Annotated in this window: 9 protein-coding genes; 6 read left to right on the top strand and 3 right to left on the bottom strand. The window is 67.3% G+C overall.

What is annotated here, in order from left to right; all coding sequences use genetic code 11:
* Nucleotides 1-33 precede the first annotated feature (33 nt).
* The gene (locus tag IFE19_RS11150; protein WP_207822318.1) at nt 34-729 is read right to left on the bottom strand and encodes a TetR/AcrR family transcriptional regulator; all 696 of its coding nucleotides are present in this window, start codon (nt 727-729) and stop codon (nt 34-36) included.
* On the bottom strand, nt 726-2,252 hold the full coding sequence (locus tag IFE19_RS11145) for a carboxylesterase/lipase family protein (protein WP_207822316.1): 1,527 nt from the start codon (nt 2,250-2,252) through the stop codon (nt 726-728). Before IFE19_RS11145 ends, IFE19_RS11150 begins: the two co-directional genes overlap by 4 nt.
* A 195-nt stretch (nt 2,253-2,447) precedes the next feature.
* On the opposite strand from IFE19_RS11145, the gene IFE19_RS11140 reads away from it, so the two are divergent.
* Entirely contained in the window at nt 2,448-4,652 is a 2,205-nt protein-coding gene (locus IFE19_RS11140) for a TonB-dependent receptor (protein WP_225910252.1), read from the top strand.
* Between the two features lie 62 nt (nt 4,653-4,714).
* Here the strand turns inward: IFE19_RS11140 and IFE19_RS11135 are convergent, their stop codons facing one another.
* On the bottom strand, nt 4,715-6,169 hold the full coding sequence (locus IFE19_RS11135; protein WP_225910251.1) for a short-chain fatty acyl-CoA regulator family protein: 1,455 nt from the start codon (nt 6,167-6,169) through the stop codon (nt 4,715-4,717).
* A gap of 86 nt (nt 6,170-6,255) precedes the next feature.
* Between IFE19_RS11135 and IFE19_RS11130 the strand changes: the two genes are divergently transcribed.
* The 5 genes from IFE19_RS11130 to mce are packed head-to-tail and all read left to right on the top strand — an operon-like array spanning nt 6,256 to nt 13,738.
* A complete protein-coding gene (locus tag IFE19_RS11130; RefSeq protein ID WP_207822314.1) occupies nt 6,256-7,791 on the top strand; it encodes an acyl-CoA carboxylase subunit beta in 1,536 nt (511 codons plus the stop codon).
* Between the two features lie 9 nt (nt 7,792-7,800).
* Nucleotides 7,801-9,777, top strand: a complete 1,977-nt coding sequence (locus IFE19_RS11125) for an acetyl-CoA carboxylase biotin carboxylase subunit (protein WP_207822312.1) — start codon at nt 7,801-7,803, stop codon at nt 9,775-9,777.
* Nucleotides 9,778-11,160, top strand: a complete 1,383-nt coding sequence (locus tag IFE19_RS11120) for a methylmalonyl-CoA mutase family protein (protein WP_207822310.1) — start codon at nt 9,778-9,780, stop codon at nt 11,158-11,160.
* Complete coding sequence (gene scpA, locus IFE19_RS11115) at nt 11,157-13,316, top strand: methylmalonyl-CoA mutase (RefSeq protein WP_207822307.1); 2,160 nt, start codon at nt 11,157-11,159, stop codon at nt 13,314-13,316. The genes IFE19_RS11120 and scpA overlap by 4 nt, the downstream gene beginning before the upstream one ends.
* Nucleotides 13,316-13,738: a methylmalonyl-CoA epimerase gene (gene mce / locus IFE19_RS11110; RefSeq protein ID WP_207822305.1), complete on the top strand. Its 423-nt coding sequence runs from the start codon at nt 13,316-13,318 to the stop codon at nt 13,736-13,738. The genes scpA and mce overlap by 1 nt, the downstream gene beginning before the upstream one ends.
* Nucleotides 13,739-13,764: the final 26 nt, after the last annotated feature.

Raw genomic sequence — 13,764 nt, 5'->3', positions numbered from 1 at the left:
CGACCTCAGACGCTGAGGTCGGGTTTTTCTTTGTTAGCGGCGGATGGCCTCGAACCCGCCGGTGAAGACGGCCTCCATGGCGTCGCAGATGGCGCCCATTTCCGAGGACTTGCACAGGCCGCCGGACAGGACGTCGATACGGCCCGTCTGGGCCAGCGACAAAGTCAGCGACCCCGACAGCAGGTGATAGAACCAGTAGATCTGGCGCGGTGGCGTCTCTGGCGCGATGCGTCTCAGCACGCCGATGAAGCGGTCGATCACCGGGTCGAAATGTTGGTGCATGGTGTCGCCGCCCCAGACGGGGGTGTTGTTCACCTGGGCCACCAGGGCGGCATAGTTCAGCCAGGCCTTGTCGCCCTCGTCGAACAGGACGAATAGCGGGCGCAGGAAGGCGTCGATGGCGCCGCGCACCGTCATGGCGTCGCCGTGCTCGGCCTCGTAGCGGTCCAGACTGTCGAGGCGCAGCCGGTTCACCACCTCGGCGCGGCGGCCGAAGACGGTCGAGAACAGCCGGTTCTTGTCGTCGAAATAATAATGCAGCAGGGCCGTATCGACGCCCGCCTCCTTGGCCACGGCCTTCAAGGTGACGCCGTGCAGGCCGTCGCGCGCGAACAGGGCCTCGGCCACGTCGAGGATACGGGTCGTCGTCTCCTCGCGGCGCTGGGCCTTGGGCTTGGGCGCGGGCTTGGCTTTCGCCCTGGGGCGCGGCTTGGTCTCGGTGGCGGTCATCGAGTCACTTTAGCCGAGAACAGGGTTCTCAGGCGATCCCGCGCGCGCAGCAGCAGGATTAGCAGCTTCCCTTTGCGGCCGTGGTGGTCCAGCGCCGCCTTCCACCAGCCGCGCTTGACCTCGCCGCCGGGCGTGTCGTTGAACACCATCCAGGCGTCGTCGGCGGGGACATAGGCAGGCCAGTCCGCGCCGGGCGCGCCCGTTCTGGCGAAGTCGATCCAGCGGGCGTGCATGGCGGCGCTGACGACGCGGTCAGCCTCGGTCGCTGGCGGGGCGCCGTCGGGACGGTGATCCAGGGTCTCGAAGACGTGGAAAATTTCGGCGGCGTGGTTGGCGCGCGGCATGGTCTCGCGCCGGGCTTCCTCCACATAGTCAAAGGCGTAGAGCCAGGCCTTCGACCGACGGGGGCGCGACACGACCCAGCGCGCCGGGGCGGCGAAGGCGAAGTCGCGGAAGCCCAGGCGGATCAGCTGTTCCTCGTCGCCGTTCGCCTGCGGATAGAGGGCGGCCAGCTTGGCGTTCGGCTTGATCAACTGACCGAAGCGTTTCAGCCCGCCGCCGTAGTTGAGCAGGGAATCCTCGCCGCTGTTGACCCCGATCATCATCGGCACGTCGGCGAAGTCGCCGCGCGCAAAGGCGCTGATCGGGTCGCGATCCAGCAATCGACCGTCGATGACTGGCCCGAAGGCGCCTTCGACAGTCGTCAGTTGCTCGGGCGCCAAGGCGCGCAGGGCGGCGGCGTCAGGCTGGGTCAGGCCCAGCGCAGTCGCAGCCGCGACGCCGCGCTCCTGCGCCGTCTTCAGCGGCGTGGCGGGCAGCCAGCCGCCGCCGGACTGGACGATCGCCTTGTGGAACAGGCCGCGCGCCCGCCTGGCCGTCATCAGGGCGAGGATGTCGAGGCCGCCGGCGGACTCTCCGAACAGGGTGACATTGGCCGGATCGCCGCCGAAGGCGCTGATGTGGTCGCGCACCCATTCCAGCGCCGCGATCTGATCCAGCAGGGCCTGATTGCCGAGCGCTTCGCCGGGCGCGGCCTCGGCCGTCAGGGCCGGATGGGCGAAGAAGCCGAGCTGACCCAGGCGATAGTTGACGCTGACCAGCACCACCCCGTCACGGGCGAAGGCGGCGCCGTCGTAAAAGGGCAGGGAGCCCGCTCCCATTCGGTTCGATCCGCCGTGCAGCCAGACCATGACCGGCGCGGGCGCGGCGGCCTCGGCGGGCGCCCAGAGGTTTAGCGTCAGGCAGTCTTCGCCGGTCGGCTCGGGCGCGCCGCCGATGGCGACGATGTCGGCCACATCGGACGGCCCGGCCTGAGGAGCCGAAGGGGCGAACGTCGCCGCATCGCGCACGCCATCCCAGGCCGGAAACGGGTGCGGCGCCTTCCAGCGCAGGTCGCCAACCGGGGCGGCGGCATAGGGTACGCCGCGAAACACATTGGCCGGACCTTCGCGACGGCCGCGCAGGTCGCCGGACGGGGTGTGCGCGACAGGCGAGGTCGCGGCCAGATTGACCTGATTCATCATTGCTTCCTCCAGGCGCGATCTTCGCCGCACTCGTTCATTTCAGAATGAACAACGCTCGCCTGGCTGTCGAGCCGCCGAATGAAGTTTCATTCATGCAAGAATGAATGATGTTGACAGCGGGGCCGTTCGCGGACCACCGTCGGCCCAACACAGATCAGCGGCGACCAAACGACCGCGCGTGGAGAGGAAACGAGAATGCGAACGACAGGACAGTTGCGTCTGGCGCTGATGACCAGCGTCTTCATCACGGCCTCGCTCTGCGCGGCGCCGAGCTTCGCCCAACAGGCGGATACCGAGCAGGCCTCCAGCGTCGACGATATCGTCGTCACCGCCCGCCGCCGCGAGGAGAGCCTCAAGGACGTGCCGGTCGCCGTCACCGCCGTCAGCTCTGAGCGCCTGGAACAGACCGGCGCCGCCGACATCACTACCCTGCAGCAGCAGACGCCGAACGCCACGGTCCAGATCGCGCGCGGCACCAACTCCACCCTGACCAGTTTCATTCGCGGCGTCGGCCAGCAGGACCCGCTGTGGGGCTTCGAGCCCGGCGTCGGCCTCTATGTCGACGATGTCTATGTGGCCCGTCCGCAGGGCGCGGTCCTGGACATCTTCGACATCGAACGGCTGGAGGTCCTGCGTGGACCGCAGGGCACCCTCTATGGCCGCAACACCATCGGCGGCGCGATCAAGTACGTCACCAAGCGCCTGAGCCAGGACCCGGAACTGACGCTGAAGGGCGCCTATGGCAGCTATAATCAGGTCGACCTGATCGCCTCGGGCTCGACCCCGCTGAATGACACCCTGCGGATCGGCGGCGCAATCGCGCGCTACACCCGCGATGGCTATGGCACGAACCTGACCACCGGCGCCGAACACTACAACAAGGATGTCACGGCGGGGCGTCTGAGCGTCGAATGGACGCCCAGCGACAACCTCTTCTTCCGCCTTGCCGGCGACAGGACCACGGACGAGTCCAACGCCCGTCACGGCTATCGGCTCAAGGCGCCGATGACCGACGGCATCTATGACACGCGCGCCGGCATCGGCGACGACGGCTACGTCCGTACGCGCGGCCTCTCCTTCACCGGCGAATGGAACGTCAGCGACGCCCTGACCTTCAAGTCGGTCACGGCCTGGCGCGACGGCGACACTGCGGGCGACGGTATCGACTTCGATGGCCTGCCCCAGCCGATCCTCGACATCCCGGGCTATTACGCCGACAGCCAGTTCACCCAGGAATTCCAGCTGTTGTTCGAGGGCGAGCGCTGGCAGGGCGTGGCTGGCGTCTTCTACATGGACGCCTCGGCCGAGGGGGCCTTCGACACGGTCGTCGGCCTGGCCAATCTGACCACCTTCACCGGCGGCAAGGTGGACACCGAGAGCTTCGCCGTCTTTGCTGATTTCAGCTACGATCTGACTGACCAGCTGTCGCTGTCGGTCGGCGGTCGCTGGACCAAGGACAAGAAGAGCGTCGATCAGCTGCGCCAGAACTATCTGGGCATCAAGAGCCCCTTCTTCCACAATCTCTCGGCCATTCCGCTGGGCGCGCCTCTGACCGACTACACCAACTCGGACGACTATTCGGAGTTCACGCCGCGGATCAGCGCCAGCTACAAGTTCACGCCGGAACTGACCGGCTACGCCTCCTACGGGCGCGGCTTCAAGTCGGGCGGCTTCGACATGCGCGGCGACGCCAGTCTCTATCCCGAGACGATCAACGGTTATCAGCCGGAACTGGTCGATACCTATGAGATCGGGTTGAAGGGCTCGCTGCTGGATCGCCGGATCAACTTCGCCACGGCCCTGTTCAAGTCGGACTACACCGACCAGCAAATCACATCGCAGTTCTTCATCCCGCCGACCTCGGTGGTCAGCTTCGTCGACAACGCGGGGTCCAGCGAGATCTGGGGCTGGGAGCTGGAAGCCAGCGCGCGGATCACCGACAGTTTCGTTCCGCGCCTGACGCTCGGCTACCTGGACGCCAAGTTCAACGAGTTCGTCACCTTCAACCCGTTGACCGGCAAGCGCGAGAACATGGCCGATCAGCGCCACTTCCAGAACACGCCGGACTGGACCGCCAATATCGCTCTGCCCTACAGTGTCGATCTGGGCGACCGCGGCTCGGTGATCTTCACGCCGATGGCCTCCTATCGCGGCGCGACGCAGATGTTCGAGACGCCGATCCCGCTGCTCGATCAGGGCGCCTACTGGCTCTATGACGCCACCCTGATGTGGACGGCGCCTGACGCGCGCTATCGCGTCAGCCTGGCGGGCCGCAACCTGTCGGACGAGCGCTATCGCGCCGGCGGCTATAACTTCCCGGCGGCGATCACCGGGGATTCCGTCATCGGCTTCTACGGCGCGCCGCGCACCGTGACGTTGAGCGTGACCGCCAACTTCTAGGGTTTCCAGCCCCGGAAAAACTGAAGCCCCGCCGGTTCGCCCGGCGGGGCTTTCTTTGGCCTCTAGCTGAGGGTGTAGGGGATAACGCCGCGCTCGTTGTCCGGCACGCGCAGGGTCCGGTCGATGGGCGGGAAGGCCCGCTGGGCGCAGTCGGTGCGCTCGCAGATGCGGCAGCTGACGCCCATGCGCGTCGGCGGGCCGTTCAGGTCGAGACCAGCGGCGTAGACCAGCTGATCAGCATGCTCGATCTCACAGCCCAGGCCGAGCGCATAGCGGCGGTCGGGCTCCAGATAGGACCCGCCCGGCTTGGACACGCTCTTGGCGATGCAGATGTAGCGCGAGCCGTCCGGCATCTCCGACAGATTGACCAGGATGCGGTCGGGCGCGCCGAAGGCCTCGTGCACGTTCCACAGGGGGCAGGCGCCGCCGAAGCGGGCGAACTGGAAGCGCGTCGCGCTGTGCCGCTTGGTGATGTTCCCGGCCATGTCCACCCGCGCGAAGTAGAAGGGCACGCCGCGCCAGCCGGGACGCTGAAGCGTGCTCAGCCGGTGGCAGACCTGCTCGAAGCTGACGTGGAAACGATTGCGCAGTCGGTCCACGTCGTGCCGCAGTTCACGCGCGGCCTCCAGGAAGCGGCGATAGGGCAGCAGCAGGGCCCCCGCCGCATAGTTGGCCAGACCGACCCGGCAGACATCACGCGCGGCGGGAACGTTGAAGGCGGCCCGGTCCAGTTCGTGCTCGATCAGGTCGTGGAAACGCAGCAGCACCAGCTGGTGCGCCATCAGGAAGGACCGCGTGGCGCCGGGCAGGCTGGCGTCGACATAGAGGATGCGCGCCGCCGGATCGAAACGCCGCATGGCCCCGCGTCCTTCGCCGGTGGCCAGGCGCACTCCGCACAGGTCGTTCAGCGCCGCCTCCAGATCGCGTTCGGGGTGGCCGCCCGCGCCGAGGCCTAGCTGTTCGGCCAGCACTTCGGCCGCCTGATCCAGCACGTCGATGTAGTTGTCGCGATAGTGGAAGAAGTCGCGCACCGCCTCATAGGGCAGGGCGGGGGCTGCTTGCGCCCGTTCGTCCCGGCCAAGCGTCTCGTTCAGCGTCTTCAGCCGTTCGTCGAGGCGGCGATAGTCCTGATGCAGGGCCAGGAACTGACGCGCCAGCCGCGGCGTGGTCGTCACCGCCTGCTTCAGCTCGACGGGCGAGGGCGCCTCGGCGTGACCGGCCACGTCGGTGACGGCCTCGCGCAGGTCGGCGATCAGGCGGGCGTCGCCGTCCAGATCGAACAGGCTGGCGTCCACGTCGAAGGCCCGTGTCAGGGCGATCAGAACCCGCGCCGTCGCCGGGCGTTGATTGGTTTCGATCTGCGACAGGTAGCTGGGCGACAGGGCCAGCCGTCCGGCGCAGGCTTCCAGCGTCCAGCCGCGCGCCTCGCGCAGCTTGCGCACCTTGGCCCCGAGATAGAGTTTTTCCGCCATCGCAACTTTGCAAAACAGCCCGTCGACCTTGGCAGGCTTACGCACTTACGCCCCTTTTGCAAAGTTGCGATTGCCTTTTTGCAACGGAGCGTCTTGGTGATCGTCAAAGATTGCAGGGAGTCGCCCACACCATGAGCCAGGCCATCCTCGAGGAACTGGAGCGCCGCCGCGCCGCCGCCAAACTGGGCGGTGGCGTCAAGCGCATCGAGAGCCAGCACGCCAAGGGCAAGCTGACCGCGCGCGAACGCATCGAAGTGCTGCTGGACGAAGGCAGCTTCGAAGAGACCGACATGTTCGTCGAGCACCGCAGCCACGACTTCGGCATGGACCAGCAACGCATCCCTGGCGACGGCGTCGTCACCGGGCGCGGCACCATCGGCGGTCGTCTGGTCTATGTCTTCTCGAAGGACTTCACCGTCTTCGGCGGCTCGCTGTCGGGCGCCCACGCAGCCAAGATCGTCAAGATCCAGAAGATGGCCCTGACGGCCGGCGCGCCGATCATCGGCCTGTTCGATGCGGGCGGAGCCCGTATCCAGGAGGGCGTGGAGAGCCTCGCCGGTTACGCCGACATCTTCCTGCAGAACACCCTGGCCTCGGGCGTCATCCCGCAGATCTCGGTCATCATGGGCCCGTGCGCGGGCGGCGATGTCTATTCGCCGGCCATCACCGACTTCATCTTCATGGTGAAGGACACGTCCTATATGTACGTGACCGGCCCGGACGTGGTGAAGACGGTCACCAACGAGGTCGTCAGCCACGAGGACCTGGGCGGCGCCCGCGTTCACGCCGGCAAGTCGGGGGTCGCCGACGGCGCCTTCGAGAACGATCTGGAGGCCCTGTCCGAAGTCCGCCGCCTGATCGGCTTCCTGCCCCTGTCGAACCGCGAAAAGCCGCCGGTCCGCGACAGCTATGACGAGGCGGATCGCGACGAGGCCTCGCTGGACACCCTGGTCCCGACCAATCCGAACCAGCCCTACGACATGAAGGAGCTGATCCTGAAGACGGTCGACGAGGCCGACTTCTTCGAGATCGGCGCCGACTTCGCCAAAAACATCGTCTGCGGCTTCGGCCGCCTGGACGGCCAGACCGTCGGCATCGTCGCCAACCAGCCCCAGGTGCTGGCGGGCGTTCTGGACATCGACAGCAGCCGCAAGGCCGCGCGCTTCGTCCGCTTCTGCGACGCCTTCCACATCCCTCTGGTGACCCTGGTGGACGTGCCGGGCTTCATGCCGGGCACCAAGCAGGAGTACGGCGCCCTGATCAAGCACGGCGCCAAGCTGCTGTTCGCCTATGCCGAGGCCACCGTGCCCAAGCTGACGGTCATCACGCGCAAGGCCTATGGCGGCGCCTATGACGTCATGAGTTCCAAGCACCTGCGCGGCGACGTCAACTACGCCTGGCCCACCGCCGAGATCGCGGTCATGGGCGCCAAGGGCGCCGTCGAGATCATCTTCCGCAAGGAGGCTGGCGATCCCGAGGCCCTGGCGGCGCGCGAGGCCGAGTACAAGGAACGCTTCGCCAATCCCTTCGTGGCGGCGGGCCTCGGCTACATCGACGACGTCATCATGCCCCACGGCACCCGCCGTCGCCTGATCAAGGCCCTGAAGACGCTGAAGAACAAGACCCAGGAAAATCCCTGGAAGAAACACGACAACATCCCCCTGTAAGGCCCAGAAATGTTCAAGAAAATTCTGATCGCCAACCGGGGCGAGATCGCGGTTCGCATCATCAAGACCTGCCGCAAGATGGGCATCAAGACGGTGCTCGTTTACTCGGACGCCGACGCCGGTTCGCTGGCCTGCGAGATGGCCGACGAGACCATCCACATCGGGCCGTCGCCCGCCGCACAGTCCTATCTGATCCAGGACAAGATCGTGGACGCGGTGCGCCAGTCGGGCGCCGAGGCGGTTCACCCCGGCTTTGGCTTCCTGTCGGAAAACCCGGTGTTCGCGCGTCGTCTGGAGGCCGAGGGCATCACCTTCATCGGCCCGAACCCGCACGCCATCGAGGCCATGGGCGACAAGATCACGTCCAAGAAGTTCGCCGCTGAAGCGGGCGTCTCGACCGTGCCGGGCCACATGGGCCTGATCGCCACGACCGAAGAGGCGGTGAAGATCGCGGGCGAGATCGGCTATCCGGTCATGATCAAGGCCAGCGCCGGCGGCGGCGGCAAGGGCATCCGCGTCGCCCATTCCGACGCCGACATGGCCGAGGGCTTTGCGGCGGTGAAGGCCGAGGCCCTGACCGCCTTTGGCGACGACCGCGTCTTCCTCGAGAAGTTCATCGTCAATCCGCGCCATATCGAGATTCAGGTGCTGGGCGACAAGCACGGCAACATCGTTTCGCTGTTCGACCGCGAATGCTCGATCCAGCGCCGCAACCAGAAGGTCATCGAAGAGGCCCCGTCGCCCCTGCTGGACGACGCGACGCGCAAGGCCATGGGCGATCAGGCCGTCGCTCTGGCCCGCGCCGTGAACTACGACTCCGCCGGCACGGTCGAGTTCGTGGCAGGGCAGGACCGCAGCTTCTACTTCCTGGAAATGAACACCCGTCTGCAGGTCGAGCACCCGGTGACGGAGCTGATCACCGGCGTCGATCTGGTCGAACAGATGATCCGTTCGGCGGCGGGCGAGACCATGGGCTTCAAGCAGGAAGACCTGTCGATCAACGGCTGGGCCATCGAGAGCCGCATCTACGCCGAGGACCCCTATCGCGGCTTCCTGCCGTCGATCGGTCGTCTGGTGCGCTATGAGCAGCCCGAGGAAGGCGATCAGGGGGACTATACGGTCCGCAACGATTCCGGCGTCCGCGAGGGCGACGAGATCAGCATGTTCTACGACCCCATGATCGCCAAGCTGTGCGCCTGGGGCGAGACGCGCGACGCCGCCGTCGAGGGCATGGCCCGCGCGCTGGAAGACACCCACCTGTCGGGCGTCGGCCACAACGTGCCCTTCCTGTCGGCGGTGATGGATCAGGACCGCTTCAAGTCCGGCGAGCTGTCGACCAGCTACATCAAGGACGAGTTCCCCGAGGGCTTCCACGGCCTGGAACCCAGCGAGGCGCAGAAGGACATCTTCATCACCGTGGCCGCGGCGATGAACGAGGTCCTGGCCGAGCAGGCGGGCGATCCGTCGGAACGCACCGACTGGACCGTGCTGATCGACCGCGAGGCCCACGAGGTGTCGTTGTCGTATGACGAGGCCGAGGATCTGGTCATCTCGCTGGACGAGCGCGACCTGACCCTGTCGGAAATCGACTGGCGTCCGGGCATGGCCCAGTTCCGCGCCGTGCTGGACGACGAGCCCTTCACCGCCGAGGTGAAGCGCGCGCCGGACGGCTTCGACATCCGCCACCGCGCGGCGAAGGCCCGCGTCCGCGTCCTGACGCCGCGCGCCGCCGACATGTATCAGCGTCTGCCTGAAAAGGTCGCCGCCGACACCTCCAAGCTGGTGCTGTCGCCCATGCCCGGTCTGGTCGTCGACATCCCCGTGACGGTCGGCCAGGAGGTCAAGTCGGGCGAGACCGTCGCCATCATCGAAGCCATGAAGATGCAGAACATCCTCAAGGCCGAGCGTGACGGCGTGGTGAAGGCGGTCGGCGCCAAGGCCGGCGATCCGGTCGCCGCCGACGACGTGCTGGTGGAGTTTGCGTAAATGACGACCTTTCCCACGCCGAGCCCGCTGGAATGGCGGGAACAGGCCGAGAAGGCGCTGAAGGGGCGGGCGATCGAAAGCCTGCTGCACCTCGACGCCGACGGCCTGATCATCCGGCCGCTCTATGCCGACGCAACCGGGGTGCAGGCGCTTCGCGCGCCGCGCACCACGGACGCCGAGGGGCGGGCGTGGGACCTGCGCACCCTGGTCGAGGGCGACGAGGCGGCGGCGATCAACGCCGCCGTCCTGACCGACCTTGAAAACGGCGCCGCCTCGGTGGTGCTGAAGGGCGCGTTCACGACTGACGAGGCGGCGCTGGCCGCCGCCCTCGACGGCGTGGCTCTGGAACTGGCGCCGGTGGCGCTGGACGCGGGCTTTGACGGCGTGAAGGCCGCCGAGGCCCTGTCGGCCGTGGCCAAGGGTTCGCCCCGGGCGCAACTGCAATTCCACCTCGACCCCATCTCGGCCTTTGCCGAGGCCGGTGAGGGTGAGATTGACGCCGCCGTGACCGAAGCCGCCGAGGCCGCTTCGCGTCTGGCCGTCGCCTATCCTGAGGCCAAACTCTTCCTCGCCTCGGGCCGCGTGGTGCACGAAGCCGGCGGCTCGGCGGGGCAGGAACTGGCCTTCGCCGCCGCCAGCGCCGTCGCCTACGTCAAGGCCGCCGTTCTGGCGGGACTGAGTACCGAACAGGCGCTGAAGGGCGTGGTTCTGGGCGTCTCCGTTGACGCCGAATATTTCGACGCCCTGGCCAAGGTCCGGGCCATGCGCCTGATCTGGGCCAGCGTCAGCAAGGCCTTCGGGCATGAGACCCCCGCCGTCATTGAGGCCCGTTCGTCGCGGCGGATGCTGTCGGCGCGCGATCCCTGGCCGAACCTGCTGCGCCTGACCGCCGCCGGTTTCGCCGGGGCTGTCGGCGGCGCCGACGTGGTGGTGCTGGACGGCTTCACCCGTGCCGAGGGTCGTCCCGACGCCTTCGCCCGCCGTCAGGCCCGCAACACCCAGCTGGTGCTGATGGAAGAGGCCAATCTGGGTCGGGTCGACGACCCCGCCGCCGGCTCCTGGTTCCTGGACAGCCGCACCCGCGATCTGGCCGAGGCCGGCTGGACCGAGTTCCAGTCCATCGAAGCCGAAGGCGGCGTGGTGGAGGCCCTGAAGCATCACCTGATCCAGCCGCGCGTCGAACGCGCGCGCGGCCAGTTGGAAGCCGCGCTGAAGGACGGCGCCCGCCACATGGTCGGCGTCACCAAATACGTCGATCCCGATCCGCGCCCGGCCCCGGTCGAGGCCGCCGATCCCGTCGATGCGCCGGTGCGCCACGGCGCCCTGACCCCGGTGCGCTTCGCCGCGCCCTTTGAAGTCGCGTCCGAGGAGGCCGCCCAATGAGCTTCCCCGACTTCTCCAAGGTCGACCTCGACCTGACCACGACCGGTGAAGGCCCCGCGCGCGACCCGTGGCTGACGCCCGAGGGCCTGACGGTCGAAACCGCCTATGGCCCTGAGGCTCTGGAAGGCCTCGACGCCATCCACGGCCTGCCGGGCTTCGCCCCCTATATGCGCGGACCCTATCCGACCATGTACGCGGGCAATCCGTGGACGATCCGCCAGTATGCGGGCTTCTCGACCGCCGAGGAGTCCAACGCCTTCTATCGTCGCAACCTGGCGGCGGGTCAGAAGGGCCTGTCGATCGCCTTCGACCTGGCCACCCACCGCGGCTATGACAGCGACCACCCGCGGGTGAAGGGCGACGTCGGCATGGCCGGCGTGGCCATCGACAGCATTCTGGATATGCGGACCCTGTTCGACGGCATCCCGCTGGATCAGATGTCGGTGTCCATGACCATGAACGGCGCCGTCCTGCCGATCCTGGCCCTCTATGTCGTGGCGGCGGAAGAGCAGGGCGTGCCGCACGCGGCCCTGACCGGAACCATTCAGAACGACATTCTGAAGGAGTTCATGGTCCGCAACACCTACATCTATCCGCCCGCGCCCTCGATGCGGATCATCTCGGACATCTTTGCCTGGACCGCGCAGGAGACGCCGAAGTTCAACTCCATCTCCATCTCCGGCTATCATATGCAGGAGGCCGGGGCCTCGGCCGAGATCGAGCTGGCCTACACGCTGTCGGACGGTCTGGAATACATCAAGGCCGGCGTCGACGCGGGCATGGACGTGGACCGCTTCGCGCCGCGCCTCAGCTTCTTCTGGGCCATCGGCATGAACTACTTCATGGAGGTGGCCAAGATGCGGGCCGGCCGCCTGCTGTGGGCCGAGAAGGTCGCCGAGAAGTTCTCGCCCAAGGACCAGCGGTCCCTGTCGCTGCGCACCCACTGCCAGACCTCGGGCTGGAGCCTCGCCGCGCAGGACGTGTTCAACAACGTCTCGCGCACCATGGTCGAGGCCATGGCGGCGGCGGGCGGTCAGACCCAGAGCCTGCACACCAACGCCCTGGACGAAGCGCTTGCCCTGCCGACCGACTTCTCGGCCCGGATCGCGCGGAACACCCAGATCCTGCTGCAGATGGAGACGGGCCTGACCCGCACCATCGACCCCTGGGGCGGCAGCTTCTACGTCGAGCGCCTGACCCATGATCTGGCCAACCGGGCCCGCGCCCTGATGGCGGAGGTCGAGGCGGCGGGCGGCATGGCCAAGGCCATCGAGGCCGGCATTCCCAAGCTGCGCATCGAAGAGGCGGCGGCCAAGACCCAGGCCCGCATCGACACCGGCAAGCAGACCGTGGTCGGCGTGAACCGCTATCTGAACGACACGCCCGACGACATTCCGATGCTGAAGGTCGATAACGCCGCCGTTCTGACCGCCCAGATCGACAAGCTGAAGAAGCTGCGCGCCGAGCGCGACCAGGCCGCGACCGACGCCGCGCTGGAAGCCCTGACGGCTGGCGCGCGCGGAAACGCCAACCTGCTGGAACTGGCGGTGCAGGCCGCCCGCGCCAAGGCCACGGTGGGCGAGATTTCCGACGCGCTGGAGGCGGCTTTCGGTCGCCACATCGCCACCGTGAAGACCGTCTCGGGCGTCTATGGCAAGGAAGCCGGGAACGATCCCAAGGTCGCCCGCGCCCGGGACATGGTCGCGACCTTTGTCGAGAACGACGGCGGCCCGCCGCGCATCCTGATCGCCAAACTGGGCCAGGATGGTCACGACCGGGGCCAGAAGGTCGTCGCCACCGGCTACAGCGACATCGGCTTCGACGTCACCGCCGGTTCGCTGTTCCAGACGCCCGCCGAGGCCGCCAAGGATGCGGTCGAGAAGAACGTCCACGCAGTCGGCGCCTCGTCGCTGGCGGCCGGACACCTGACGCTCGTACCGGAACTGCGCGCCGAACTGGCCAAGCTGGGCCGCGAGGACATCATGATCGTGGTCGGGGGCGTCATTCCGCCGTCGGACGTGCAGCCCCTGCTCGATATGGGCGCGGCGGCTGTCTATCCGCCTGGCTCGGTCATCGCCGACACGGCGGCGGACCTGATTGAAAAGCTGAACCTGCGTCTGGGCTATGCCCAACCGGCGCCGGCGGAGACCAAGTGATGATCGGCAATCTGAACCACGTCGGCGTCGCCACGCCCTCGATCGCGGACTCGATCAGGCTGTATCGCGACATCCTGGGCGCGACCAAGATCGGCGAGCCGTTCGACCTGCCGGCCCAGGGCGTGAAGGTCTGCTTCATCGACACGCCCACGGCCCAGATCGAACTGATCGAGCCCTATGACGAGACCAGCCCCATCACCGGCTTCCTGGCCAAGAACCCCAAGGGCGGTCAGCACCACGTCTGCTTTGAGGTGGTCGACATCCACGACGCCATCGCCCAGATGCGCGCCAAGGGCATGACCATTCTGGGCACCGGCGAGCCCCGCATCGGCGCCCACGGCACCCCGGTCGTCTTCCTGCATCCCAAGGAGATGGGGGGCGTCCTGATTGAACTGATGGAAACGCCCAAAGAGGCGCACTAAGTCAAAAGGCCCGGTCGCGATGACCG

Source organism: Brevundimonas pondensis (assembly GCF_017487345.1).
GTDB classification, from domain to species: domain Bacteria; phylum Pseudomonadota; class Alphaproteobacteria; order Caulobacterales; family Caulobacteraceae; genus Brevundimonas; species Brevundimonas pondensis.
Note: the sequence above shows the minus strand (reverse complement) of the source record. Positions and strands in the feature narration are given on the sequence as shown.

Coding starts and splice junctions, on each gene's coding strand:
- IFE19_RS11150 (WP_207822318.1), bottom strand. CDS start 729: ATGACCGCCACCGAGACCAAGCCGCGCCCCAGGGCGAAAGCCAAGCCC.
- IFE19_RS11145 (WP_207822316.1), bottom strand. CDS start 2,252: ATGATGAATCAGGTCAATCTGGCCGCGACCTCGCCTGTCGCGCACACC.
- IFE19_RS11140 (WP_225910252.1), top strand. CDS start 2,448: ATGCGAACGACAGGACAGTTGCGTCTGGCGCTGATGACCAGCGTCTTC.
- IFE19_RS11130 (WP_207822314.1), top strand. CDS start 6,256: ATGAGCCAGGCCATCCTCGAGGAACTGGAGCGCCGCCGCGCCGCCGCC.
- IFE19_RS11125 (WP_207822312.1), top strand. CDS start 7,801: ATGTTCAAGAAAATTCTGATCGCCAACCGGGGCGAGATCGCGGTTCGC.
- IFE19_RS11120 (WP_207822310.1), top strand. CDS start 9,778: ATGACGACCTTTCCCACGCCGAGCCCGCTGGAATGGCGGGAACAGGCC.
- scpA (WP_207822307.1), top strand. CDS start 11,157: ATGAGCTTCCCCGACTTCTCCAAGGTCGACCTCGACCTGACCACGACC.
- mce (WP_207822305.1), top strand. CDS start 13,316: ATGATCGGCAATCTGAACCACGTCGGCGTCGCCACGCCCTCGATCGCG.